Genomic DNA, 26039 nt, shown 5'->3' with positions numbered 1-26039 from the left:
ATGCCATTGGTCCGAGGTGTTCCCGTACTTCGAGTGCAACAGGATAGAAACCGCATCGGACTCTGGGCAAATGCGAATGGAGTCGACAGATCAAGACATAACAAAAAAGACGGAAAACTGTCGAAAAAGACAAACCAGCGTTTGTCACCGCCTTCCTTCCGGCTGAAATACCTGCACGTTAAACGAATCTGACCGATGAAGACAAAGGAGAAGACGTTGAGTGAATCACGTTCGGGCAACGAGGAACGGAAGCTTGAGCTGACGAGCCGAATCGTCGCCGCTTATCTGAGCCGCAATGTCGTTCCTGTTGAGGGCCTGCCTAATCTTATTGAGCAGACGTTTTCCTCATTGAGCAGCACATCTCAGCCAGGCACGGCCGAACCTGACTCTGCCGTTGGAGAACGTCGCCCCGCCGTTCCGATCAAGAAGTCGGTGACGGCCGATTTTATCATTTGCCTCGAGGATGGCCAAAAGTTCAAAACGCTAAGGCGGCACTTGATGGCGAAGTACGGGCTCACACCGGAGGAATATCGTGCAAAATGGAGTCTTCCGGATGACTACCCGATGATTGCTCCAAACTATGCTCAACAACGCTCGGCCCTCGCGCGCGCAACCGGCTTGGGCAAGAAACGGTAGGCACCAGAGTTTAGACGCCGCAGCTTCGGCTGGCCAGCGATCGGTTCGAAGTGTCGCTAAATGATCTCGGAAATAGCTGTCACATCTGTTGTGCAACTTGCGCAGCTGTCTCGGAGAGCCGTCTTTTCACTGTCGTTCGAAATGGAGGCGCCCGCAAGGTTGCAGCGCTTGCGCCGTGAAGTTTGAGCGTATTGCAGCACCCTGGCCTCAGAGGCCATGCAATGCCTGAGTTATTGCAGGCCGGTTCGCTGCCAAACTGATCACGCGCCGACGATCATACGCGCAGCCGGGCTTCTTATCACGGTAGAAATCCGGCATGGAAACAGTGTACAGGGACAACACCAGCTGGCCGGAACTGAATGGAAGCCATGATCGCAGCCAACGACGACACAATTGCCAGCCGCATCAGCCGCATCCTCGCCGATCGGATTGTCACCGGCCAGCTTGCCCCAGGCATGAAGCTGAAGCAGGACAAGTTCGCAGAGGAATTCGGCGCGAGCCATGTGCCGGTGCGCGAGGCGTTTCGGCGGCTTGAAGCCCAGGGTTTGGTCGTCAGCGAGCCCCGCCGCGGCGTCCGAGTGGCCTCCTTCGATCTCAACGAGGTCCGGGAGGTGGCGGAAATGCGGGCAGCACTGGAAGTACTCGCGCTCAGGCATGCAGCGCCGCACTTGACGCCATCCATTCTCAACGAGGCAGAAGAAGCAACAGTCGCAGGCGACGATTCGCGTGATGTCCGATCGTGGGAGGACGCGAACAGGCGTTTCCACAGGCTCATTCTTATGCCTTGCGGCATGCCGCGCCTGCTTGCCGAAATTGATGATCTGCATGCAGCAAGCGCGCGCTTTCTGTTTGCGTCCTGGCGGTCCGAATGGGAAGTGCGGACCGACCACGAGCATCGTGCGATCCTCGCCTTTCTGCGCGAGGGAAAAACCGAAAACGCCTCGGCAATTCTGGAGCGTCACGTTCAACGGATTGGACAGAGACCGCTTAAAGGCGCCTCCGGCGCGCGGCGCGATATCTTCGCAATCGCCGGCTGACACCTAAGCCCTCATCCGATCACTTCATTCACCGCGACGTCTATCCGGCAGTTGAATGTCAGAGGGTGCACGCTCTCAGCGTGCTCGCTTGCATCCAGTCGAAAATTATAGATAGAAATAAACTTCAATTGATAATGATTCTCGCGCGGAGGCTAGTTTGCCGGAAAAGCTGAACCGAACTGTCTCAACCGAACAAGAGTCGAAGCGATGGATCCCTTCGGACGCCACAAAAATCTATAATTTGCCATTCAACGATTTGCTGTACCGGGCGCAGACCGTGCACCGGGCAAATTTTGATCCCAATGCAGTGCAGATGAGCCGGCTGCTTTCGATCAAGACAGGCGGCTGCGCCGAGGACTGCGGCTATTGCAGCCAGTCGGCTCATTATCCGACGGGGCTCAAGGCCTCGAAGCTTATGCAAGTTGAAAAGGTTATTGCCGAAGCGCGCAAGGCCAAGGAGGGGGGTGCGACACGCTATTGCATGGGTGCGGCCTGGCGCAGTCCGAAAGACCGCGACATGGGCGCAATCGTCGCGATGGTTCGCGGCGTAAAGGCGCTCGGCATGGAGACGTGCATGACGCTCGGCATGTTGTCGCCGAACCAGAGTGCGACGCTCGCCGACGCCGGTCTCGATTACTACAACCACAATATCGACACCTCGGAGCGCTTCTACAGCGAAATCATCACCACTCGTACCTTCGCCGACCGCCTCGAGACTCTTTCGAATGTGCGCGACGCCGGCATCAAGGTCTGTGCCGGCGGCATTCTGGGGATGGGCGAGACGGCCGATGACCGCATCTCCATGCTGGTCACTCTCGCCAATCTTCCCTCCCCGCCCGAAAGCGTACCGATCAACATGCTCATTCCGATTCCCGGGTCGAAGTTGGCCGATGCGGCTCCGGTCGACCCCATCGAGTTCGTTCGCACCATCGCGCTTGCCCGCATCCTGATGCCGCAATCCCATGTGCGACTGTCGGCCGGACGGACGGAAATGACCGACGAGATGCAGGCTCTTTGTTTCTTTGCCGGGGCCAATTCGATCTTCGTCGGCGACACGCTGCTGACCACCGACAATCCCGGGGAGGACCATGATGCCGGGCTTTTCCGCCGACTCGGCCTGAAGCCGATGGCACTGGAGCCGAACACATGAATGGCAGCGGCCTCGACCGCTACGCGCGGACTTTGGCGGGGCTCGAGCGCAAGGGACGGCGCAGGGAGCTGCTGCCGTCGGGTGGCGTCGATTTCACGTCCAACGACTATCTGGCACTCGCCGATTCTCCACGCCTCAAGGCTGCCATCGCCGCCGCGATCGAACGCGGCGTGCCGGTTGGCGCCGGCGGCTCGCGGCTGCTGCGCGGCAATCATTCGGAGCATGAGGCGCTCGAGGCAGAGGCTGCCGCCCATTTCGGTATGGAACGCTGCCTTTATTTCGGCAGCGGCTATGCGGCCAACGCTGCGCTCTTTGCGACCCTGCCACAACGGGATGATCTGATTGTCCATGACGCACTGGTGCATGCCAGCGCGCACGAAGGCATTTCGGCAAGCAAGGCGCCGGCAGTCTCCGTACCGCACAACGACGTCGAAGGTTTTGCTGACGCTATAAGACGATGGCGACTTGCGGGCGGGACCGGCCATCCGTGGATTGCCGTCGAAAGCCTCTACTCGATGGACGGCGACCGAGCCCCCCTCCCCGAGCTCGCGAAACTCGCGGACCGGCATGACGGCTTTCTGGTGATCGACGAGGCGCATGCCACGGGCGTCTTCGGCCCGCACGGGCGCGGTCTCGCCCACGGTCTGGAAAACCGCGAAAACATCATCGTCCTTCACACCTGCGGCAAGGCGCTTGGTGTCAGCGGCGCACTGATCGGCGCCAGCGCGGTGATTTGTGACTATCTCGTCAACCGGGCACGCGGCGTCATCTATTCGACCGCGCCGTCGCCGCTGATCGCCGCGTGCGTGCGCGAAGCTTTGCGGGTTGTTGCCGAAGAGCCCGAGCGTCGGGCCGCGTTGGAAGCGTTGCGAATATTCGCCAACGCGGAACTTTCGGCCGCACTCGGTGTCGAGGGCAGCGGGTCGCAGATCCTGCCGGTCCCGATCGGCGACAACGCTCTGTGCCTGCAGATTGCGGCGCGCATGCGTGCCGAAGGCTTCGATATCCGCGCGATCCGGCCGCCGACCGTCCCGGAAGGCACGGCAAGGCTTAGGATCGCCATCACCCTGAATGTCGACAGGCCGACGATTTCGCAGATGCTCGCGCGGCTCGCCGTGATCATGACGGAGGAAAAGCCGTGACGCGTCGCCTCGTCGTCACCGGAACCGATACGGGTATCGGCAAGACGGTATTTTCCGCCGCCCTGACGGATGCGCTGGGCGCGTGTTACTGGAAACCGGTCCAGTCCGGTCTTGAAGGTGAAACGGACAGCGAGACGGTTCAGCGGCTTGGCCGGATACCGCCCGCGCGCATCGTGCCGGAAGCCTATCGGCTGCGCACGCCGGCTTCGCCACATCTGGCGGCCAGCATCGACGGCTTCCGGATTGAGGCGGAAGCGCTTGTCCCGCCTGTGACGGAGGCGCCGCTGATCATTGAGGGAGCAGGCGGGTTGCTGGTCCCGCTTAACGCAGAGACCGTCTTCGCGGACGTTTTTGCCCGCTGGCAGATAGCTGTTCTGCTGTGCGCCCGCACGGAGTTGGGAACCATCAACCACACACTCCTGTCGCTGGAGGCGCTACGCGCGCGCTCCATTCCAGTTTTCGGCGTCGCCTTCATCGGCAAAGCACAAGCGGATACGGAAAAAATCATCGCCAAGATGGGCCGCGTCCGTTCGCTCGGACGGCTGCCGAAACTCGACCCGCTGACCCCGGATCTGCTGCGCCAGGTCTTTCGGGAGAACTTTGATATCGGCCTTTTCCTGAAGGAGCCGGCATGATCCGCTCACCCATCTGGCATCCCTTTACCCAGCATGCGCTCGAGCCGGTGATGAAGCGGATCGCCAAGACCGAGGGCGCCTATCTCATCGATGAGGACGGCACGACCATTCTCGACGCGATCTCGTCCTGGTGGGTGGTAACGCACGGCCACCGCTATCGGCCGATCATGGAGGCGATCCGAAGCGCCTGTGAAACCTACGACCAGATCATTTTTGCGGAATATTCCCACGAACCGGCGGAAGAACTGGCGACAGGCCTGATCGAAGTGGCGCCTGCCGGACTCGCCCACGTTTTCTTTTCCGACAGCGGCTCCACCGCCGTTGAGGTCGCGCTGAAGATGGCGCTTGGTTTTTTCCATAACATTGGCAAGCTGCGGCGCCGCGTCGTGGTCATGGAGCACAGCTATCATGGCGACACGATCGGCACCATGTCGGCGGGAGAGCGCGGCGTCTTCAACGCGGCCTATGAGCCGCTGCTCTTCCACGTCGATCGGCTGCCGTTTCCTCAGGCAGGCTCTGACCAGGCGACACTCGATGCTTTCGAGGCGATATGCCGTTCCGGCGAGGTCGCCGCCCTCCTCATCGAACCGCTCGTTCTCGGCGCTGGTGGCATGAAGATGTATAGGGCGTCGCTGCTTGCGGAACTGAAGGACATCGCCCGGCGATACGGCTGCCTGACGATCGCCGACGAGGTGATGACCGGCTGGGGGCGAACCGGCAGCCTCTTTGCCTGCGAACAGGCAGTCATCACGCCGGATATCCTTTGCACGTCGAAAGGCTTGACGGGCGGAGCACTGCCGCTGGCGGCAACGCTTTGCACCGCCGAGATCTTTAAGGCGCATCTCTCGGCGGACCGACGCAAGACCTTCTTCCATTCCAGTTCCTACACCGCCAACCCGATCGCCTGCGCGGCGGCCGTTGCCAATCTCAATATTTGGCGGGAGGAGGCGGTGCGCGACCGCATCGGCGCGCTCGCGAGGCTTCATGAGAAGGGGCTCGCTCGCTTCGCATCCGACCCCCGGTTTGCCAATCTTCGGCAAATGGGCACGATCGCCGCTCTCGACGTCGTCGTGCCGGAGGGCGGCTATCTGTCCGGGATCGGACCCCGCCTTCGAGCGTTTTTCCGCGAGCGGAAGCTCCTGATCCGCCCGCTCGGCAACGTCATCTACCTGATGCCGCCGTTCTGCGTGACCGCTGCCGATCTCGACCGGGCCTATGACGCGATCGACGAGGCGGCGGGCCTTTTTGCGGCAGGGCGGCTATGAGGGGGGCGCCTGCATCGCGTCTTGCGGGGCTAGGCCATGCCGTGCCGGCCCGGCGCGTCGAAAACGCCGAGATCGAAATGAGGCTCGGCCTGGAGCCGGGTTGGATCGAACGCCGGACGGGTATTCGAACGAGGCACTGGGTTGACGATGGCGACACCCTCAGCGGACTTGCGGCGAAGGCCGGAGAGGCTGCTGTCGACGACGCCGGCATCGCGCGCGGGGACGTTGCGCTCACGCTGCTAGCCACATCGACACCTGATCATCTTCTCCCGCCGTCTGCCCCGTTGCTCGCTCATCGTCTCCGTCTGCCCAATAGCGGTGCGATCGATCTTGCCGGCGCCTGCTCGGGCTTTGTCTATGCGCTGACACTTGCCGACGGGTTCGTGCGCGCGCAAGGACGGCCGGTCTTGGTCGTGGCGGCAAATATCTTGAGCCGGAGGATCAATTCGGCCGAACGTGCAAGCGCGGTCCTTTTCGCGGATGCCGCCGGGGCCGTCGTGCTGGCGCCGTCGGACGAGGTCGAGAAGGGCATTCTCGGTGTGGATCTCGCCTCGGACGGGAGCCGTTATAATCTGATCTCCATTCCTGCCGGCGGCAGCAACCGGCCCTTCGCTTCAGGGATTCCGGCGGGAGATTTCCTGATGACGATGCGCGATGGCCGCGAGATGTTCGCGCAGGCCGTCGAGATGATGGCGACCTGCGGCGCTCGGGCGCTCGCCGCCGCCGGTCTGGACGCGACAAGGATCGATCGCTTCGTGCCTCACCAGGCCAATGCCCGAATATTTGACGCCGTCAGCGACAGGCTCGGCATCGACCCGGGACGAACAGTGCGAACGATCGACAATTATGGGAATTCGTCAGCGGCGACTATAGCGCTTTCCCTGTCGCTCTCGCATCAAACGAGGCCACTTGCTTCGGGTGAAAAGCTGTTGCTTACCTCCGCTGGAGCCGGCCTAACCGGAGGTGCTGTCGTTTTCGGGGTATAGTTTGGTGGGCGCTGCGAAAAAATATTTCGTTGAGGTTCCGAATTGAAAACTGTGGTGTTGCACATGCAAAGGCGCCGCTGACGAGTCCAAGTGATTGCCTGAGCGAGCTGCAGGCGGCGTGCCTGGTCGAGAAGACGTTTTGCGGCATGCGTTCGGGGGATCTGCCGTGCCCGTAGCCGAGTTTGAAGTGTGCCGGGCATTCCCCATGTACCGGCATTCCCGCCTCGGCCGAGGCGCAGAAGCAGTTCGGCCAGGCTTGCGCAGGGTGGCCGCCGATAGCAGCTCCGCGAGCGCGCCTCCTGTCGATCGCAACAGGGCGGCGGGACTATGAAATTCGAGCGCGGATGGCCTTTTTAGTCGCCGCGGCCCCCGCTTTGTAGGTTTCACCGCATCCGTATCGGGGACCGGACGTCTGGTTGTTGTGCCGGGGAGCACGTGTTACCGATTTGGGAGAGAGACGCGAACAGAGCGACGAGCTGGAGACAAGACGGGTTCCGCTGGTCTCGAACGCGTTCCCTATTGCGGTGATGCTGACGGCGTCAGACTCCAGGACGCTGCCAACGTCGCCTCCGAGCTGACCCAACTCGGAGGCGACGCGCCCTAGGCGGTCGCCGTCACAGCCGCCATGGACTCCCTACCTCGTGTGCTTTCGGCCGAATGATCATTCGACCGTTACCGATTTGGCCAGGTTGCGCGGCTGGTCGACATCGGTGCCCATGGACACGGCCGTGTGATAGGCAAGAAGCTGAATCGGCAGCGCGAAGATCATCGGCGCGATGATCTCGTCGACATTCGGCAACACGATCGTATGCATCGTGTCGAGCTTCGACGCGGCAGCTCCCGCCTCGTCCGTGATAAGAATGATGCGCCCGCCACGGGCGGCGACTTCCTGCATATTCGAGACCGTCTTGTCGAAGAAGCGGTCGTGCGGTGCGATGACGATGACGGGCATGTTCTCGTCGATCAGCGCGATCGGGCCATGCTTCAGTTCGCCGGCGGCATAGCCTTCCGCGTGGATGTAGGAAATCTCCTTGAGCTTCAGCGCCCCTTCCATCGCCAGCGGGAAGCTGGTGCCGCGGCCGAGGTAGAGCACGTCGCGGCACTTCGACAATTCGCGCGACAGGAACTCGATCTTCGGCTTGATGCTGTTCAACACCTGGCCCATGATGCGCGGCATCTCGGCAAGGCTTCTCACCAGCGCCTGTTCTTCCTGCTCGCTGACCGTTCCTCTGGCTCTGCCCGCCCCGATAGCGAGCGCAGCGAGCACGGCAAGCTGGCAGGTGAAGGCCTTGGTCGATGCGACGCCGATCTCGGGACCGGCGAGGATCGGGAAGACGGCGTCGGACTCGCGCGCGATTGTCGATTCGCGGGTATTGACGACGGCACCGATCTTCAGGCCGTGTTCCTTGCAGTACCGAAGCGATGCCAGCGTATCGGCCGTTTCGCCCGACTGCGAAATGAAGAGAGCGGCCGATTGTGGCGAGAGCGGGATCTCGCGATAGCGGAACTCGGACGCGACGTCGATTTCGACCGGAAGACGCGCGTAACGCTCGAACCAGTACTTTCCGATCAGCCCGGCGAGATAGGCGGTACCGCAGGCGGAAAGCGCAAGACTCGGTACTTTGGAGAAATCGATGTCATCGGAAACAGCCGTCACACGGTTTTCGATGAAGTTGATGTAGTGGCCGAGCGCGTGGGAGATGACCTCAGGCTGCTCGTAGATTTCTTTCTCCATGAAATGGCGATGATTGCCCTTGTCGACCATATAGGCGACGTCCGAGGAAACCTGGCGCGGCCGGGCGACGACATTGCCATCGATATCAAAGATATGGACACCGGTTTTGTCTATGATCGCCCAGTCGCCATCGAACAGATAGGTGATTTCATTGGTGAACGGCGCCAGGGCAATCGCATCCGACCCCAGGAACATTTCGCCGTCGCCGAGGCCGATCGCCAGCGGCGGCCCGTTACGGGCCGCCATGATGGTCGTGGGATCATCTTCGAAAAGGACAGCGAGTGCGTATGCGCCCTTCAGCCGCCTCAGCATCGCAAACATCGCCTCGCGCCGGCCGATGCCATCGCGGCGAAGCCGTGCCAGGAGATGCGCAACGACCTCCGTGTCGGTCTCGGTCTGGAACTCGGCGCCGGACGCGACCAGTTCGTCCTTCAACTCAGCAAAATTCTCAATGATGCCGTTGTGTACGACTGCGATACCGTCTGTGAAATGGGGGTGCGCATTGCGCTCCGTCGGCGCGCCATGGGTCGCCCAGCGCGTATGGCCTATGCCGATGCTGCCCGCCAATGGCTCCTCATTCAGCCTTGCCTCGAGATTGACGAGCTTGCCCTCCGCGCGCCGGCGATCGAGCGCTCCACCGTCGATCGTCGCGACGCCGGCCGAATCGTAGCCGCGGTATTCCAGGCGTTTCAACGCACCGACCAGCCGTTCCGAGACCGGCTGCTGCCCGACGATGCCTACGATCCCGCACATATCCTCTTCGCGTTCCTTCCACGCCGGCCGCGGCGTACTCAAATACCCCGTCTGAGCGAGGCTATATCAATAGCTCCCAGTCGCCTCACACAGGCAGTTATCGTCGCTGCGCGTCACCTGCTGTCGCCATTCGTGACGCCGCCGACATGGCGGCTGGCAGAAGCGTCATATCGACAATCGACCTGCCGCAATACCCTTGGTTTGGTCAGGCCCAGCGCTTTCTAATTGCACTCAACAGATTGGCAAAATCGATTCTTTGGATCACACCCATTCGCGCCATGGATGCACGACGCTAATGCGTTTCGAGGCCCTTGCCCTCAATCTGCTCGCTGCGCTCGACGCGCTGATGACCGAGCGTCCCGCAAGTCGACATGCCGCGCTCAGACCGAGAATTGAAGCTGTCGCAGAAAGCAGTATGCGCATTCGCCTCTCTCAGCAGATCCTGGGCAATTGCTCGCCCGACAGCCAGTCGACGATCCGGCCGCCGCCGAAAGAGGTCGACATCTGCACGAAACAATCGTCGTCAGCCACGACGTGTCCGACCACCGCCGCTTCCCGCCCGAGGGGATGTGCACGCATCGCAGCCAGGATTGCCTTGGCGCCTTCCGGCGCGGCGACGGCGACAAGCTTACCCTCGTTGGCGACATTGAGCGGATCGAGCCCAAGCAACTCACAGGCCGCGGTCACCTCCGGTTTGACCGGGATGGCTTCCTCGTCAATATGGAAGCCGACCTTTGACTGGCTGGCGATTTCGTTAAGCGTCGCGGCGATGCCGCCGCGCGTGGGATCGCGCATCAGACGGATTTGCCTGCCACCGGCCTCGACCATCGCGGCCACCAGCCCGTTGAGCGCGGCGCTGTCGGAGACGACCGCCGCATCGAATTCCAGGTTCTCGCGTTTCGACATCACCGCGATGCCATGATCACCGATCGAGCCGGAGAGGATAACCGCATCGCCCGGCCGGGCGGCATCGGCGCGCAGATCGAGCCCGTCCGGCACCACGCCGACCCCGGACGTCGAAATGAAGACACCGTCGGCTTTGCCGCGCTCGACGACCTTGGTGTCGCCGGTGATAATCGGCACACCGGCCCCGCGCGAAGCAGAGCCCATGCTTTCGGCGATGCGTTCGAGATCGGCGAGCGGGAAACCCTCCTCGATGATGAAGCTCGCCGAGAGATAGAGCGGCCGGGCAGCGGCCATCGCGATATCGTTGATCGTGCCGTGCACGGCGAGCGAGCCAATATTCCCGCCGGGAAAGAACAGCGGCGAGACGACGTAGCCGTCAGTGCTCATGACCATGCGTCCGCCCGGAACCGTGAAGGCCGACTGGTCGTTGCCGGCGCGCAACCAGATGTTGTCGAAAGCCTTGTGAAAGATACCCTCTATGAGCTCTCCCATTGCACGTCCGCCGGCGCCATGGGAGAGGTCGACCCGCCCGTTCGCAACGTCGAGGTTTCGGCTGTGCGCCTCCATCATCATGTTCATGCGACCGCCCTCCCCGCATCCGATTGCCGCGCCTTCGTGCGGAAGCGGCCATAGGTCCAGTGTGCGGCGCAGGCGCCTTCCGACGACACCATGCAGGACCCGATCGGCGTATCGGGCGTGCAGACCCTGCCGAACAGCTTGCAGTCGGCAGGTTTCTTCACGCCGCGCAGAATGGAGCCGCATTCGCAGGCCGGATTGTCCTCGGCCCGGAAGGTCACCATCGAAAAGCGCTTTTCGGCATCGTAGGCCGCATATTGTGGCCGGAGCCGCAGACCGCTCAAACGCAACTCGCCGAGGCCTCGCCATTCGAAGCTCTCGCGCGGCTCGAAGAAATTCGCCACCTCCGCCTGGGCCTTCACATTGCCGAGTCTGGTCACCGCGCGGATATACTGGTTTTCGACCACGTGCCTGCCGTCGTTGATCTGGCGCAAGAGCATCAGCACCGCCTGGATGACATCGAGTGGCTCGAAGCCGGCCACCACGACCGGTTTGCGGAATTTCTCGGCGAAGAATTCATAGGGCTTCGTGCCGATCACAGCGCTGACATGGGCTGGGCCGATGAAGCCATCGATCTTGATCGTACCGAACTCGCGGACATCCGGGCTCTCCAGAATGCTGTGGATTGCCGCCGGGGTCACGACATGGTTGCAGAAGATCGAGAAGTTGCCAAGTTTCCTGGCGATCGCCGTCTTGAGCGCGAGAGCGGTTGGCGGTGTCGTCGTCTCGAAGCCAATCGCGAAGAACACCACCTCGCGCTGCGGCTCGGCTTCGGCGATCCTCAGCGCATCGAGGGTCGAGTAGACCATGCGGATATCGGCGCCGGCCGCCTTTGCCTTGAGAAGGCTCCAACCGTTCCTGTCCCGCACGCGCATCAGGTCGCCATAGGTGCAAAGCGTAATCTCGGGACGCATCGCGAGCGCGATCGCCGCGCCGATCCGGCCTATCGGCAGCACGCAAACAGGACAGCCCGGGCCGTGGACCATCCGGACATTGTCGGGCAGCAAATCCTCAAGCCCGTAGCGGGAGATCACGTGCGTGTGTCCACCGCAGAACTCCATGAAGTGGTAGGAGCGAGCTGGATCCGCAGTCGACGCGATCTGACGGGCGATATCGTGGGTGAGCCTTCCATTACGATATTCGTCGATATACTTCATGTCGCATTACCCATCGCGGCTTCCTGGATCAGCGCCAGCGTCCGCTCCGCCTCCTCAGGATTAATCTTCGTCAGCGCATAGCCGACATGGAGGATGACGTAATCGCCCGGCCGGACATCGTCGATCAGCGCCGTCGAGATCATTTTCGAGACGCCGTCGAGCGTGACTCTCGCCATTTCGTCGGGCAGCACTTCCCTGACCTCGACCGGTATGGCTAGGCACATGTTGGGCTCTGCTCCTCAGATGCACGTTTGGCCATGATGACCTGCCGCGCATGGGCGGCTTGGCCAAGCGCAACGCCGCCGTCATTGGCCGGCGCCAGACGTGGCAAATATGACTCAAGGCCGCGCTCCCGCAGCGCCTGCGCCAGACCCGTCGCAAGCACGCGGTTCATCATACATCCGCCGCCGAGCGCAACCTGCCGCGTGCCGAGGCTGGCCGCGCCGCTCGCCGCCCAATCCGCGAGGCCGGCAATCAGCGTGCCATGGAAAAGGTCGGCGGCATCGGTGCCGCACATCCCTGCCTCAGCCAAACACAGGATGAGCGGCCGGAAGTCGAGCACCCCATCGTTAATGGCATACCCGCCGGGCAGGCAGCGCGGCGCCCGGACCAGCGCCTCGAATTCCATCGCTGCCTGCCCTTCATAGGTCTGGACGAGGCGAACACCCGATATCGCCGCGGCCGCGTCGAAGAGCCTCCCGAGGCTGCTCGTAACCGGGGTCCGCATGCCACGGTTGAACATTGCCGCCAATCGCGCCACGCCGGAATGAGCGAGCTCTAGCGCCCGCGCGAGGTCGATGCGGTTCGCCGCCTGAAGTGCTGCGACACCCATGCGCCAGGGTTCGCGCGCCGCCCGGTCGCCACCCGGCAGCGGCAGCGGCATGAGCGATCCTGCGCGCAGCCAGCGATGTCCCTCGACCGCAAGCATCTCGCCGCCCCAACTGCTGCCGTCGGTGCCAAGACCGTGGCCGTCGAGCGCGAGCCCGAGGACCGGCCCGGCGAGTTGATGCTCCGCCGCCACCGCAGCGACATGAGCGAGATGGTGCTGAACCGGCATGACCGGCAGACCGAAGCTCTCCGCCATCCGCACCGCGCGGAAATCCGGATGCAGGTCGCAGACCGCGAATTCCAACGTCACGTCAAGGATCGAACAGAGATGGGTCGCCGCTTCGCGCTGGAAGCGTATCGCTTCCGCATTTTCGAGGCCCCCCACATGCTGCGACAGAAACGCTTCGCGACCGCGCGTGACGCAGACGGTGTTCTTGAAGTCTGTACCGGTGGCGATCACGGAAGGTCCGTCCGCGCCGAGGTCGACGGGCTCTGGCACGAAGCCGCGGGCGCGGCGGATGAAGGCGGGCGCGCCGTCAACAATTTGCATGACGGAGTCGTCGGCGCGGGCGACGATGTCGCGATCATGGGTGACGATCAGATCGGCGATCGCGGAAAGGCGCAGCTCGGCATCCGCGTTATCGGCAACGAGCGGCTCGCCGCCGGGATTGGCGCTGGTCGCGATCAGCGCAGGGGGACAGTGCGGCGAAAGACGGGAGAGTTCATCGAACAGGAGGAGGTGCGCCGGTGAGTAGGCCACAATGAGGCCTATCCGCCCGAGTCCGGGAGCAACGAGATTGGACAGCTTGCCGGCAACGGCCTCCACCAGAACGATGGGGCTCGCCGGCGAACTCAGCAAGGCCTCTTCAGCGTCCGTCAGCTGCGCCAGCTGCCGCGCCGCCGCGCTATCCCGCACCATGACGGCGAAGGGCTTCTCGTCGCGGGCCTTGCGCCGCCTGAGGCGCGCGATCGCCGCATCGTTGCGTGCGTCGCAGAACAGGTGGAACCCGCCGACCCCCTTCAGTGCGACGATCGCGCCGCCTTCAAGTGGCGCCGCCAACTCGGCGACTGGATGGCTGAGGCTCGGACCACACTCAGGACAAGCAACTGGCTCGGCGTGGAAGCGACGGCTCTCCGGGTCGACATAGTCCGCCGCGCAGGCATCACACATCGAAAACGAGGCCATCGAGGTCTGGGCGCGGTCGTAAGGAAGCGCGCTGGTTATGGTGAAGCGCGGCCCGCATTGGGTACAGTTGATGAAGGGATAGCCAAAAAACCGGCTCCCCGGATCCGTGAGCTCCCGCCGGCATTCCTCGCAAATCGCGGCGTCGGCGCCGATACGGGTCGCACTCCTGCCGTCGAGGCTATCGAGGATCTCGAACCGATCGCCGCCGGCCGGCGGCAGCTCCAGCACGTCCACAGCATCGATGCGGGCGAGCGGCGGCGCCTGGGTGCGGATCGCCTCGCGGAAGCGGTCTGGATCCAAGCCCTCGATCTCGATCAGCACGCCTTCACTATCATTAAGGACAAATCCGGAGAGCCGCATCTCGCACGCGAGCCTGTAGACGAAAGGCCGGAAGCCGACGCCCTGCACGGTACCGCGCACGCGCAGCCGCAGCCGCCGGACCCGGCTTTCGATCGGTCGTGCGTGCACCGGCGCCATTGTTCACACCGCCTTCGGTCGCTTGTCCTGCCGCACAGCGGATGCTTCGAGCCAGCCATATAAGGCCTCCATCCCCTCGCCCGTGCGGGCGGAGACAATCAGCGTCTGCAGCCGCGGATTGACAAGCAGCGCGTTGGAAATGCAGAGCCCGACATCGAAGTCGAGATGCGGGAGCAGGTCCGCCTTATTGAGGATCATCAGGTCGGCGGCGGCGAACATGTCGGGATATTTGAGCGGCTTGTCTTCGCCCTCGGTGACCGAGAGCACCACGACCTTGTGAGCCTCGCCGAGATCGAAAGCGGCGGGACAGACAAGATTACCGACATTCTCGATGAAGAGCACCGAGCCCGGCTCTGGCGCGAGATCCTCGAGCGCATGGCCGACCATATGGGCGTCGAGATGGCATCCCTTGCCGGTGTTGATCTGAACTGCGCGGGCGCCCGTCTCGCGAATGCGGGCCGCGTCATTCGAGGTCTGCTGGTCGCCTTCGATGACATTGATCGTAACACGCTCCTTGAGTTCACTGATCGTCCGCACAAGCAGGCTGGTCTTGCCCGAGCCCGGGCTGGAGACGAAGTTGAGCGCGAAAACGCCTTGGTCTACGAAATATCTCCGATTTTCAGTGGCATAGGCGTCGTTCTTGGAGAGGATCTCCCTCTCGACCTGGATAATCCGTTCCTGGCTCATGCCAGGAACATGCACGCCGGCAATGCCGTGGCGGCAGTCGGCCGAGCCGTCCTCTGCATGATGGTGAGAATGATGATCGTGACCATGGTAGTGATGATGGTCATGGTCGGGGCCACCGTCGGGGCCATGACCATGGCTGCCCGCCTCGTGCTTGTGGCCTTCGATAGGCGAGGTTCCGCAACCGCATACTGTACACATCAGATCACCTCCATATCCCTGATTTTCAATTCGTCGCCTGCCGTCATTTGCACGCGATGGCGCCCGCAATGCGGGCAGGCGCCGAACCGTTCCTTCAAAGCAACTGTCGTGCCGCAATCGAGGCACCAGCCCTCGCCGGCGATGCGGCTGATCTCGAGCCTCGCGCGATCCGCAAGCGTGCCGTGCCGCACCGCGTCGTAACAGAAGAGCAGCGCGTCGGGATCGACGTGGCTCAATGCGCCGACATCGAGACGGACCGACTTGACCCGCCTTGCGCCATTCAGGCGCGCGGTCTCGCAGATGATCTCGATCACGCTTTCCATTAAGGACATTTCATGCATGAGCGGCCTCGCGGATACCGATTTCGATAGCAACGCAAGGGTCGAACAGGACGGCGAGCCGGGAGACAGACCGGGCAGCGGAATGGTCGGAGCCGATCCGCGATCCCAAAAGCGTTTCTACGAAAGGGCCGGCCGGGTGAAAGTTCCATTCCGTCGGGGCAAGGATGCGATAGGCCGAAAGCCTGCCGTCATCGCCTATCTCAGCTTGATGATAGAGCCGGCCGCGCGCGCATTCCACGGCACCGTAACCGCCCGCGCCCAGCGTCGGTCCGCCGCAGGCGAGCGTTGCCCAGTCATCTTCGCCGGTACCGGCGAGAGCCGTTAATTGCCCGAGGCAGAACCGGACATCGCCAATCCGGGCCAGGAACCGCTGTGCGAGATGGGAGCTCGCGCAAGCTCCCGCCGCTGCGCGCCGGGCGTAGGCCCCCGTCTCGACAACCCGGCCAGGAAGATGCGGCAGTCTCGTATAATCGGGGTCATCACAAAGCCGGGCGATGACCTCCAGATCATCTTCGACGGTCAGCGCGTCGGGTCTCCGGCCAGCGAAAACGCGATCGTCGTCTATATCTTTCAGCATTGCTGCGCAGACCGATCCCGACACTGGCATGTCGCCCGGGCCGGAAATTCCCATCGCCGCAGCCGCCGAGCAGAGGCGAGCGATCGCCGGGGCGAGGTGTTGGGGGTTGATCTTGCCGGTACTCGCCTCCGCAATGATCGCTTGTGAGGCGGCCAGTGCCTTTCGCAGATATCCGCCGGCGGCCGCCGCGAGCTCGGCGGGCAATGGCGACGGCCAATGGAGGATCAGCGCCCGCAGTGTTTCGAAGATCCGTTCCGCGTGCAGACCTGCGGCGCCGGCGGCGCGCTCTCCTTCACCCATCGGCAGATCCGCGGCATTGAGGACCGCGAGCCTGGAGGCAACCGATTGCGAAAAGCCACAGAGCGAAAACACCTGCCGTGCGAGCCCGGGCGCGTCCTCCGGCCTGCGGCCGACGAACATACGCGTTAGCCCCAGCGGACGGTTCGCTTTAACTTCGACGGAACAGGCAACTGCGCGCGACACCGTCACCTCGATCCTGATCGTGCCTGGCCCGCGAAGGAACGTCATTGCAACGCCTCCTCGCGCCGGCGGAAATGCCCGCGCAACAGGTGCCGCCGATTGACGACAGCATGTGGTATCGGCGCCGGCTCGAGCGTGGCGGGATCGAAGAAGGCGCGGGTGGCCTCCTCCGCCATTTCCAGCGCCGCTTCCATCGTGGCGAATTCGAAGACCGGCGAGAGCAGCGCGCAGGAATCGACGCGGCCGATCGTATCGAGCTTTCCGGCTATGAATTCGACTTCGCCCGCGGGCAGGACGGTACTGAGGGTCGTGCCGATAGCGACGGGCGCGGCAGGTGCCCCGTCAGGCAGATCCACGGCCACGAGATTCATGAACCATGGCGTGGTCACAATACCGAAGGCGCGGCCGCGATAGGTCCGGAAGCCCGTAGCCGCGACTGTGAGTGCGGGATTGCAGATCGGCACGTCAGTCATGGCGGTTGCGTGAATGTGCCGATAGCGGGCTGCTAACCGTTGGCCGAGCGCCAGCGCCGGATCGGGTTCGGCTCCCTTGATGCTGTCAGCCATTACCGCCCGACCTCGTGAACTTCGATTGCAGCGCATCGCAATTCGGGCAGCGCCATTCCGGCAGGTCGGCAAACGGCGTACTCGGCGGGATCTGCGAGACCGGGTCGCCGGCGGCGGGAGCATAGACGCGCCAGCGGATACTGCATTCCATCCGGTCGCCAGATACGGTCTCGCACTGGCCGAAATTGTCGAAGGCGCTCATTTGAAATAGGCCTCCTCTATCTCGCGGAGCCGCATCTCCGAGTCATGGAAATCCTCCTCGGCGGCAATGGCGGCCGAGGGTATGTCGCAGATCTCCAGCGTATCGAGGATGAGCGTGTCCACGGCGTTACAGAACTGGACCGACCAGACATTGCGTGTGCCGGTCGCGACGATGCGGCAGGCTCCGTATCCGCGCGAGGTGAGCCGCACCGGCCCGACACCCAGTGAATTTTGCAGGAAAACCATGTCTTCCGGGCTCATGGGGAAGAGTGACAAGGTGATGACATGGGCCGGGTCGCTGTCGCGATGACGGGTGATGCGGTCACCGATCTCAGTGAGCACGGGCATGACATTCATGGCGCCTGCCGGCGCGGCGCCATGGCTGATCGATGCCGGTAGTCCGGAACAGGCCTGCGTAACCGCGGCGGGAATGCTCCCCACCTCGATATAATCGCCAACGAGGTGCCCTCCGGCGGCGGTGAAGCGGGTCCGCCAGACGCCGGCCATGACAGCTTCCTGCATCTGAGCGGTGATGCCGTTCTCAAGCATGGCGACACCGGCAACCTCGCCCTCACCGAGGATGTGGGTGATCAGTTCCGTGTCGTGCTCGGGATAGTCGGTGATGTCGAACAGCCGGCACGGCCGGTCACCCTTCTGAACCGCGAGCGCATCGGCAAGCCCCGGCAGGAGCAGCGCTGTCCTCCAGCATCGGCGGATCAGTTCCTCCGCGTTGCTTGTCGCGAGGAAATTGAGCTTGCGGGGCGGTTCAGCGCCTATCGCTGTCATCACCGCCCCTTGAGCTTCCGGCGCGACCCAAAAGCCGGCGTCTCGACCTTCGGCCCGCCTGAGTGCACCGTGACTGACGCGTCGGGCGAAAGGCGGTCGCCGAGCTTCCCGACATATTGCGACCGATCGTGAAGCTTGCCGAGCACGTTCACCGGCCGCTTCCGTTGCATAGCAACCAAACGCCGCAAGACGACGTCGAACCGGGACTGAGCTTGCCCTCGGCCGCGCGATCAATCACAGAGCCGCGCAGGCGGCCCTGGAAGAACGGCGGGAATTCGAGAGGAACGACGGCGACATCATCGGCCTCGGCCCGCTGCGTTGAATCATGCGCGGGGAACAGCATGGGGTGGTTGTCGGGTTCGCCCGCCGGCGGGAAGAGGAAAACATCGATGTTCGTGTTGTCGGCGACGCATCGCGCCCGCTCGCTCACGGTGGGGACCAGAATAGATGGCATTTTCTCCTCCACAAATCAGCACGCAGGATGTTGCGAAGGATGTTTTGCAAGCGACGTGCCAGACTGAGGAAAGTTGAATTCCTTTGATCTGCAGGGAAAAGCGACAATCGGCGGCAACGTCGATTTTCAGCTTGGACGTGTTCGTTTCACTCGCTGCGAAGATGCCGCGGCAATTCGGGCTCGCGGGAAACGAGATCGTCAAAGAACGTCTCGAAGGCGCGGCCTTCGCTGGCTTCGACGCAGCCGGCAAGCGCGTCGTCGATCGCGCGTGCCTCGTCGGCACCGAGCACGCGGATGGCGGAGCCGAGATGAGTGAGAACCTGGGTCCCAAGAAAGCGGCTACCGTCGCTGTCGAGATCGACCCTCGCACGTTCACGCCGGAAAATGGCCGAACCTTTGGAAGTAGCCGAGCTAAACCGCGCGAGCCTCGGCGTGCAGAGCCTCGACCCCACTGTTCAGAAGAAGATCAATCGCGTCCAGCGTGAGGCAGTCGTGGCGGCTGCCGTTGAAAATCTGCGCCGGCATAACGTAAGCCGCATCAATTTCGACCTCATGTACGGTCTTCCGTATCAAACGGTGCAGTCCTGTTTCCAGAGCGTAACGACAGCAGTCGCCATGCGCCCTGACCGGCTTGCGGTATTCGGTTACGCGCGACGTTCCTTCCTATCGAAAGAACCAGCGCCTTCTCGATGAGAGAGCACTGCCGGACGCGGCTGCCCGCGCTGAACAGGTAGCGGCCATTGCCGATACCTTGATTGCCGCAGGGTATCGCCAGATCGGGCTCGACCATTTCGCCTTGCCGGATGACGAGCTCGCGCTTGCGCAGAGTGCCGGTCGTCTGCGGCGCAATTCCTTGGGTTACTCGGCCGACACCTGCCCGACCCTGATCGGCTTCGGCCCGTCGGCTATCGGTCGTCTCGGCAACGAAATGGCACAGAGTTCATATAGCCGACGCATCGCAGCTGGCCATCTGGTGACATCACGTGGTTACCGTCTGAGCGCCGAAGATAGGGTACGAGCCGAAATCATCGAGCAGCTAATGTGTAATTTGGAGGCCGACGTGCCCGCAATCTGCGCCGCTCACGGATTTGATCCAACCTCCCTCATGTGTCGAGCTGAGCGCCTGACTTCGTTGGCCGAGGACGGGATCGTGGACATTGATAATGATTTCGTCAGCGTGCGGCGGGAGCATGGCTTCGTGCTTAGATCTGTCGCTGCCGCATTTGACGCTTATCTTGACCGCTCCCCCTACGAGCGCCGTGCGGGTGCGTCGTGCTGATGAGCTATACACTTCGTCGCAAGGCTTGGCAGTCTTCGATGCTTTCTACCGCGCCGGATCGTTGGTCCGCACGAGTTTGCACTCGCGCTGACATGCTTTGTCCTTCTCATGGCCTGGAAGTCCCGCCCTGGATCGTGGTGGTCGTCTCTGCGGTCGGCGGCGTGCTTATAGGCTTCGCCTGATCTGGACTTCAGGATGGCGCGCGGAATGAGGACGATACGCTCTGGCCGCGAGGCGTGGATTTTCACAAACGCTGCCTTCGCCTGCTTGCCGCTGCAGCCACAGCCGCATGCCGCGTGCAGGTTCTCCGCAGCTTCGCGCTGTTCTTCTGTCATTCCTCGTTCCTACCGTTTAGCCCCGCCCGACAGTCGCGAAATAGCGCTTCTTCGATAATCCTCGATGGTCTTCCACCAAACAACCAATGCCCGCTTTCGCACATCCGCGTTGGGAGAAAAGCAACAGATTGGACATTTGGCGAAATTGCTATCCACATGTCGAAATAAACTGACCAATTACCTTTGTCTCAAATAGCAACACTTGATTTTTATCAGTACAACTTGTGCGCACGCCACTTGGCCAGCAGGAAAATCATGTCCGGTCTCATTTCTTCTCCTCTTGCCCTGCCTTCTAAGCCCGTCCTGCTCGGCGGCGAGAACCGCTCCGGCACCACTCTTCTGAGCGTCGTGCTTGACTCGCACCCCGGTCTGGTCGTCGGTCCGGAGATCGATTTCACCGATCCCGTCGACCTCGGTCCGCACATCCTCACGGTGTGCGACATGATGGACCGCCGCGACCCACGGCTCGCCGGTGCCACGAAGGAGACCGTTGATCCTGATTGGTTCGACGGCGCGCACTTTGTTGTGCAGTGCGAGCGTTTCGGACTCAAGCGTGATGACGTGCGAAACCTTGTGACGGGCCTGATGGCGGAGCATGGCACCATTCTGTCCTCCCTCGACGACCGTTGCCGGCTCATCGACTCTATCGGCGATTTCCGACGTGAACAGACCGGAGCCGGACGATGGGGCCTGAAGCTTCAGCGTAGGATTAAGGACATCGGCACGTACGCCGCGATCTGGCCTCACGCCCATTTCATCCACATTATCCGCGACGGCCGCGACGTGGCTGCCTCACACCTCAAGACCGTCCCCGACTGGGGCTACGGGACTATAGCGGAGGCAGCGAACGGCTGGCTGGAGGTCGTCAACCGCCCCCGTCAGGCTGCTCCTGACGGCCGTTATCTGGAGGTGCGATATGAGGACCTGGTCGCCTGCCCCCGCGAGACCGTCGAGCGGATGCTGGAACACCTCGGTCTGCCATGGGACGAGGCAGTCCTGCACCATGCGGAGCACGAGCACGCGCTGTTCGACAAACCATGGGGCCATCCCGCGGCGGAAGCGGCGGGTAAACCGCTGCATACCGGGAGTCGTGGACGGTACCTGCAGGACCTCGCGCCCACGGAAATCGAGGAGTTCGAGCGGATCGCCGGGAAGGAACTGAAAGACCTGGGCTACGACCTGTCGATGCTGGATCCGGGGAGCGCGGGGTGACGCAAGAGGCACACGAAGCGCCCCGACGCGGCCCGCCCCGCGACTTCTCCCTTCTTCTCGCGGGCCAGACGGTCTCCCTCGTCGGATCCGGGGTGATGGTCGTCGTCCGCGCTGACCGCAATGGAGCGTCTCGACCCGAGCCCGAACCCAGCGCGTTAAAATGCGCGGTCGCCGCATTGCTCGCGCCCCGAACCGCGCGGACGGTGAATTTGGTCAGCGTGCTCCCCTTGCTCCCCTTCTTCGCAAATAGGTGCGCCATTTCATGAGACTCACTGACCTGTCATCCCTCGATCTGCCTGCGGGCCGTGTCACCGTGTGGCGGGCTGGCGCCCCGCGCATGTCCGAGGCCATTTGGGCAGCCGATCTACGGCGGGCGTCCCACGTGCAGGAAGCACATGTCGCACATGCACTTGAGACGGCCGATGGGGCCTCCCTGCGGCCTTCCTGGCTGGGCTCTGTCTTCGATCTGCCCGCCGAACTCGATGCGAACGCCTTCGCTGCGGCACTGTGCGAGTGGACAGACCGCCACGAAATCCTGCGCAGCCATCTCAGCCCCCCCGCTGGCTCCACGCAAGGCGGTTGCCTCCGCCGCAGGACGCTACCGGCCGGAGCCGTGAGTATCCACCACAGTGGCGCGGGTGAATTCACCGACGGCCAGCAACTGTCGCGCTACCTGGAGGAACTCTTCGATTCCGAAGTCGGCCCACTCGACTGGCCCGCATATATTTGTGCCACCATCAGCCGTCCGGAAGCCACAACCGTCTGTATCGCCGCCGACCACATCCTGATGGACGGTTACTCCATTCTCACAATTGCCTATGAGATTCACACGCTGTACGCCGCCGCGCTCGCGGTCCGCGACGGCAAGACCGTCCCACCTCCCCTTCCCCCCACTGCCAGCTACCTCAATTTCGCGGAGGCCGAAAGGATCGAGGCCGATACGCTGACCCCTGAGGACGAATCCGTCGCCCAATGGCGGCAGTTTCTCACCGAGGCGGGCGGCCGTCTGCCGGAGTTCCCCGTACCGGTTAGCGACGTGAGTGGCAGCTCCGCCGCCCAGCCAAGCGGATACACCGAGCTTCTCGACGCATCCTCGGCGCACGCCTTCGACACGGTCTGCCGTAAGGCCGGGGGAGACTCCTTCTCCGGTCTGCTCGCCTGCCTTGCCAAGGTCGGTCACGAAATCACCGGCTCGGGTGAATTTCGTACGATGGTCCCCTTTCACACCCGTACAGCCCCCTTCCGGTCCTCCATTGGCTGGTACGTAGGAATGGGCCCGGTTGCGTTCCCGCTCGGCGCAGCCGACTCGTTTTGCGAGGCGGTGCGTCGGGCGGCATCCAACCTGGATTGGTCGAAGAACCTGTCCAGGATACCTACACCCCGAGTGGCGGATCTCCTCGGGGAGCCACTGCGCGATCCCTTCATGGTCTCGTACATGGACGTTCGCCGTACCCCCGGTGCGCGCGACTGGAACAGCTGGCAAGTTGTCACCCTGCGTAGTCGCAGCACCGATCCGGACGAGGTATGCCTCTGGATCGTGCGGACCTTCGGCGGCCTCGTCGCCAACTACCGCCACCCGGCCACCGGGCCCGCAGGGGTCGCGGTCCCCGACTATGTGGCGCGCACAAAGCACATCCTGGCCTGCGTCGCGAACACCGCTGGTTGGCCAGCCACTCCACATCGGATTGGAGACCATTGCCAGTGACGGACATCAGACACATTGCGGCGGCCTCTTGTAATTACACTACCTTCGACGCGGTTATCGTGGGCTCCGGAGCAGCTGGATCGATCGTCGCCCGAACGCTTGCGGAGAAAGGCTGTCGCGTGGCCGTCCTGGAATATGGAGGCCTGGTTTCTCCTGGTGCCATGCACGGGCCTCATCAAGCGGCATACAGCAGGGCGCTCACCTCCACTGGCGCTGCTGACGGTAACCCGTGGACAGCGTGTTGCGTCGGCGGCGGAATGCAATTCTACAATGCGATCACGTTCAGATACCGCCAATCGGATCTATCTGCTTCCCAATATCTTGGGACCGATATGGAGATTGATTGGCCCATAACCATTCAAGATCTCGAACCCTGCTATTCGCAGATCGAGCATCTCATGGAGATCGGTGGCACGAACGGGCACGCATCGTATCCGGCCAGCCAACGTGGAGTGATGTTATCCAATGCGATGCAGGAACTCGGCATACGGCCAAGGCAGATCCCACTGGCGATCCGGGCACCCGGCAACAGCAGGGGATGCATCAATTGTTCTGCTTGCGACGAGCTAGTATGCCCTACGGAAGCGAGAGCTTCCGTGCTTGCGAGAAACATTTTGGACGACTCCGGACTGCCAGGAGCGATTTCGGTTCTCTACGGCTGTTTCGTCAACCGGATAGAGATCCGCAGCGACGGCCGGGCCGAAGCCCTGGAGTGCTATGTGCCGTTCTCATCGGCACTGATTCGGATCCCAGTTGAAAGGGTCGTCATTTGCGCAAACGCAATACAGTCAGCGGCATTGATGCTTCGGTCGAAGAGTAAGCATGCCCCGCACGGAATAGGAAACGAATCAGACCTTGTCGGGCGCGGCCTCTCGTTCAAGATCAGCGGTTACTCCGTCGGCTACCTGGATCCGGCTGATTGCGGCTCCGACGCATTGGCTTCGCACTGGGGACCGCATGCGACCGTTTATACAGACGAGTTCTACGAACATAGTGACGTACCGTGCAGATTTGGTGGCCTCATTTATGAAGCGAACCTGGTATCGCCGAGTGAGAACATTGGCCGCGTGCGCCTGCACTATATAGCCGGGGACGAGCCATGGTCGCACAATCGCCTGGTGCTGGACGACGTCGCTGACCGATACGGCATTCCCTACGTTCGTTTCGAATACAAGAATTCGGAAAATGACCATGCGCGAATAGGTTTTCTTGCCGATCGCGCTGATGACATCCTGCTCCACCTGGGCGCACGCCGCGTCGAACGAGAACCTTCTTCCCATGCAAAAGGCAGTTCCCACCTGCACGGCACAATGCGTGCCGGATGTGATCCCAGGCGATCGGTCGTAGACATCCGCGGCAGAGTCCATGGGTTCACCAACATCTATGTCATGGATGGGTCCGTGATGAATTTCGCGGGGAACAGCAATCCGACACACACAATCATGGCCAACGCGAGGAGAATGGCCCTGTCGCTGAAATAAAGGGGTAACTTAGATGCTCAATCATGGAGCTAGCGGACATTTGGCTGAATGGGAACGTGAGACCCCATCATCCATCATATTCCGCTCCGCCAATGGCGCAATTGCGCAAGATGTCGACGGCAAAATCTATCTGGATATGACCTCCTGCAGCGGGGCTTCGCCGTTGGGCAGCAATAACACGGTATTCAAGGCCCGGCTTGCGCAGGCGATGGAGCGAGAAACTGACGTCCTGCCCTCACCGGTGAGCGAGCAACGCCAGATACTTGCCAGGAAAATTTCGGAGATGTTCCCGGACACTCCTAGAGTGTTCTTTTTGAGAACCGGATCTTGTGCAACGGAAGCGGCCGTTCGGATCGCGCGCCACCGAACTGGCCGGCCGGTTATCCTGACGGCTGGCTTCCACGGATGGCACGACATCTTTCAACAGCGACCCTGGTCGCACGATCCGCCGGCCAAGGATCCACACATCCAGGATTATCAATATGACCTCGATATTCTGGAACAGCAGCTGACCGCGAACGAGGGAAGAGTCGCTGGCATCTTCTTCACGCCTGAGCCCTCGGTCTTTCCTCCGGAATTGCTCCAGGAAATCTCCAGGATGGCAAGACAGCATGGCGTCCTGCTGATTGTTGATGAAGTGCTATGCGGACTTCGTTACGCCAAGGGTGGTTACTGCCGAAAACACGGCGTGGCACCGGACGTCATCACTTTGGCCAAGGGGATTGCACAAGGCATCGGCCTTTCCGCGGTCGCCGGCACGACCGATGCCATGGCGGGAGCCGACAGAGCCTATCTCGGCAACACGTATCTGCGCGAGAACCGCGCCTTTGTGGCCGGCAACCTGACACAGGAAATCTTTGCCGAAGCGAAAATTGTTGAGCGCCTCGCCGAGAGGGGCTCGGCCCTCAAGCGGCTATTCCAAATCTCTTTAGAGCGCAGCGAGATACCTGCACGCGTTCTTGGAAGCGATACCATGTTCGATATCGTTCTGCCCTCGCAAAAGCATGGAAGGGCCTTCGCTCAGAGGTGTCTGAAGCACGGTATCTACACCAGCTACCCGGGAACATACATGAGCAATGCGTCCATGGATGGCACATTTTTCAGAACTCTGCAGGCGGCGCTGGAGCTAGCACTCGCAGACTATCGCAAGGACGAGGACATAACTGCCCAGGTCACCGACACATCCATGGTCGACTACTGCGCCGAAGCGTTTCACGCCACAGAGAAAGCATGTCTTTCCAATAGGAACTATTGGGCCCGATAGACGG

At 62.1% G+C, this 26039-nt stretch carries 24 protein-coding genes and 1 pseudogene; 12 read left to right on the top strand and 13 right to left on the bottom strand.

Going from position 1 to position 26039, the window contains the following annotated elements:
* Positions 1-216 precede the first annotated feature (216 nt).
* The 7 genes from QA637_RS29285 to QA637_RS29255 all read left to right on the top strand — a co-directional run bounded on the left by QA637_RS29285 (position 217) and on the right by QA637_RS29255 (position 6851).
* Complete coding sequence (locus QA637_RS29285; RefSeq protein ID WP_283067965.1) at positions 217-636, top strand: Ros/MucR family transcriptional regulator; 420 nt, start codon at positions 217-219, stop codon at positions 634-636.
* 368 nt (positions 637-1004) lie between these two features.
* A complete protein-coding gene (locus tag QA637_RS29280; RefSeq protein ID WP_283067963.1) occupies positions 1005-1673 on the top strand; it encodes a GntR family transcriptional regulator in 669 nt (222 codons plus the stop codon).
* Between the two features lie 169 nt (positions 1674-1842).
* Complete coding sequence (bioB, locus tag QA637_RS29275; RefSeq protein WP_428843194.1) at positions 1843-2823, top strand: biotin synthase BioB; 981 nt, start codon at positions 1843-1845, stop codon at positions 2821-2823.
* Entirely contained in the window at positions 2820-3965 is a 1146-nt protein-coding gene (locus QA637_RS29270; protein ID WP_283067962.1) for an 8-amino-7-oxononanoate synthase, read from the top strand. The genes bioB and QA637_RS29270 overlap by 4 nt, the downstream gene beginning before the upstream one ends.
* On the top strand, positions 3962-4600 hold the full coding sequence (bioD, locus tag QA637_RS29265) for a dethiobiotin synthase (protein ID WP_283067961.1): 639 nt from the start codon (positions 3962-3964) through the stop codon (positions 4598-4600). The genes QA637_RS29270 and bioD overlap by 4 nt, the downstream gene beginning before the upstream one ends.
* Positions 4597-5865, top strand: a complete 1269-nt coding sequence (locus QA637_RS29260; protein ID WP_283067959.1) for an adenosylmethionine--8-amino-7-oxononanoate transaminase — start codon at positions 4597-4599, stop codon at positions 5863-5865. The genes bioD and QA637_RS29260 overlap by 4 nt, the downstream gene beginning before the upstream one ends.
* Positions 5862-6851 (top strand): beta-ketoacyl-ACP synthase III, encoded by a 990-nt coding sequence (locus tag QA637_RS29255; protein ID WP_283067957.1) that lies wholly within the window; start codon positions 5862-5864, stop codon positions 6849-6851. The genes QA637_RS29260 and QA637_RS29255 overlap by 4 nt, the downstream gene beginning before the upstream one ends.
* A 661-nt stretch (positions 6852-7512) precedes the next feature.
* Here QA637_RS29255 and glmS read toward each other — a convergent pair.
* The 13 genes from glmS to QA637_RS29190 form a co-directional block, all read right to left on the bottom strand.
* Entirely contained in the window at positions 7513-9339 is a 1827-nt protein-coding gene (glmS, locus tag QA637_RS29250) for a glutamine--fructose-6-phosphate transaminase (isomerizing) (RefSeq protein WP_283067955.1), read from the bottom strand.
* Positions 9340-9771: 432 nt separating this feature from the next.
* Positions 9772-10824: a hydrogenase expression/formation protein HypE gene (gene hypE, locus QA637_RS29245; RefSeq protein WP_283067953.1), complete on the bottom strand. Its 1053-nt coding sequence runs from the start codon at positions 10822-10824 to the stop codon at positions 9772-9774.
* Positions 10821-11978, bottom strand: coding sequence for a hydrogenase formation protein HypD (gene hypD, locus QA637_RS29240; protein ID WP_283067951.1), 1158 nt, complete (start codon positions 11976-11978; stop codon positions 10821-10823). The genes hypE and hypD overlap by 4 nt, the downstream gene beginning before the upstream one ends.
* The gene (locus QA637_RS29235; protein ID WP_283067950.1) at positions 11975-12202 is read right to left on the bottom strand and encodes a HypC/HybG/HupF family hydrogenase formation chaperone; all 228 of its coding nucleotides are present in this window, start codon (positions 12200-12202) and stop codon (positions 11975-11977) included. Before QA637_RS29235 ends, hypD begins: the two co-directional genes overlap by 4 nt.
* Positions 12193-14469: a carbamoyltransferase HypF gene (gene hypF, locus QA637_RS29230; protein WP_283067949.1), complete on the bottom strand. Its 2277-nt coding sequence runs from the start codon at positions 14467-14469 to the stop codon at positions 12193-12195. Before hypF ends, QA637_RS29235 begins: the two co-directional genes overlap by 10 nt.
* A gap of 3 nt (positions 14470-14472) precedes the next feature.
* A complete protein-coding gene (gene hypB, locus QA637_RS29225) occupies positions 14473-15354 on the bottom strand; it encodes a hydrogenase nickel incorporation protein HypB (protein ID WP_283067948.1) in 882 nt (293 codons plus the stop codon).
* Positions 15354-15695, bottom strand: a complete 342-nt coding sequence (hypA, locus tag QA637_RS29220; RefSeq protein ID WP_283067946.1) for a hydrogenase maturation nickel metallochaperone HypA — start codon at positions 15693-15695, stop codon at positions 15354-15356. Before hypA ends, hypB begins: the two co-directional genes overlap by 1 nt.
* Positions 15688-16800, bottom strand: a complete 1113-nt coding sequence (locus QA637_RS29215) for a nickel-dependent hydrogenase large subunit (RefSeq protein WP_283067944.1) — start codon at positions 16798-16800, stop codon at positions 15688-15690. The genes hypA and QA637_RS29215 overlap by 8 nt, the downstream gene beginning before the upstream one ends.
* Positions 16797-17318: a [NiFe]-hydrogenase assembly chaperone HybE gene (gene hybE, locus QA637_RS29210; protein ID WP_283067942.1), complete on the bottom strand. Its 522-nt coding sequence runs from the start codon at positions 17316-17318 to the stop codon at positions 16797-16799. The genes QA637_RS29215 and hybE overlap by 4 nt, the downstream gene beginning before the upstream one ends.
* Positions 17311-17520, bottom strand: a complete 210-nt coding sequence (locus QA637_RS29205) for a rubredoxin (RefSeq protein ID WP_283067940.1) — start codon at positions 17518-17520, stop codon at positions 17311-17313. The genes hybE and QA637_RS29205 overlap by 8 nt, the downstream gene beginning before the upstream one ends.
* Positions 17517-18305: a hydrogenase expression/formation protein gene (locus tag QA637_RS29200; RefSeq protein ID WP_283067938.1), complete on the bottom strand. Its 789-nt coding sequence runs from the start codon at positions 18303-18305 to the stop codon at positions 17517-17519. The genes QA637_RS29205 and QA637_RS29200 overlap by 4 nt, the downstream gene beginning before the upstream one ends.
* Complete coding sequence (locus QA637_RS29195; protein WP_283067936.1) at positions 18305-18457, bottom strand: hypothetical protein; 153 nt, start codon at positions 18455-18457, stop codon at positions 18305-18307. Before QA637_RS29195 ends, QA637_RS29200 begins: the two co-directional genes overlap by 1 nt.
* Positions 18454-18759, bottom strand: a complete 306-nt coding sequence (locus QA637_RS29190; protein WP_283067934.1) for a thioredoxin domain-containing protein — start codon at positions 18757-18759, stop codon at positions 18454-18456. The genes QA637_RS29195 and QA637_RS29190 overlap by 4 nt, the downstream gene beginning before the upstream one ends.
* A 332-nt stretch (positions 18760-19091) precedes the next feature.
* Between QA637_RS29190 and QA637_RS29175 the strand changes: the two are divergent.
* The 5 genes and pseudogenes from QA637_RS29175 to QA637_RS29155 all read left to right on the top strand — a co-directional run.
* Positions 19092-20038: pseudogene (locus QA637_RS29175) on the top strand (radical SAM protein); the annotation flags it as partial.
* A 590-nt stretch (positions 20039-20628) separates the two neighbouring features.
* Complete coding sequence (locus QA637_RS29170; protein WP_283067928.1) at positions 20629-21585, top strand: sulfotransferase family protein; 957 nt, start codon at positions 20629-20631, stop codon at positions 21583-21585.
* Between the two features lie 337 nt (positions 21586-21922).
* Positions 21923-23290: a condensation domain-containing protein gene (locus QA637_RS29165; RefSeq protein ID WP_283067926.1), complete on the top strand. Its 1368-nt coding sequence runs from the start codon at positions 21923-21925 to the stop codon at positions 23288-23290.
* A complete protein-coding gene (locus QA637_RS29160) occupies positions 23287-24771 on the top strand; it encodes a GMC oxidoreductase (protein ID WP_283067924.1) in 1485 nt (494 codons plus the stop codon). The genes QA637_RS29165 and QA637_RS29160 overlap by 4 nt, the downstream gene beginning before the upstream one ends.
* Before the next feature lie 40 nt (positions 24772-24811).
* Positions 24812-26035 (top strand): aminotransferase class III-fold pyridoxal phosphate-dependent enzyme, encoded by a 1224-nt coding sequence (locus QA637_RS29155; protein ID WP_283067922.1) that lies wholly within the window; start codon positions 24812-24814, stop codon positions 26033-26035.
* Positions 26036-26039 lie beyond the last annotated feature (4 nt).

The organism is Sinorhizobium terangae (genome assembly GCF_029714365.1).
In the GTDB taxonomy this organism is placed as follows: Bacteria; Pseudomonadota; Alphaproteobacteria; order Rhizobiales; family Rhizobiaceae; genus Sinorhizobium; species Sinorhizobium terangae.
The sequence above is the reverse complement of the archived record's forward strand: the minus strand, read 5'-3'. Positions and strand labels throughout refer to the sequence as shown.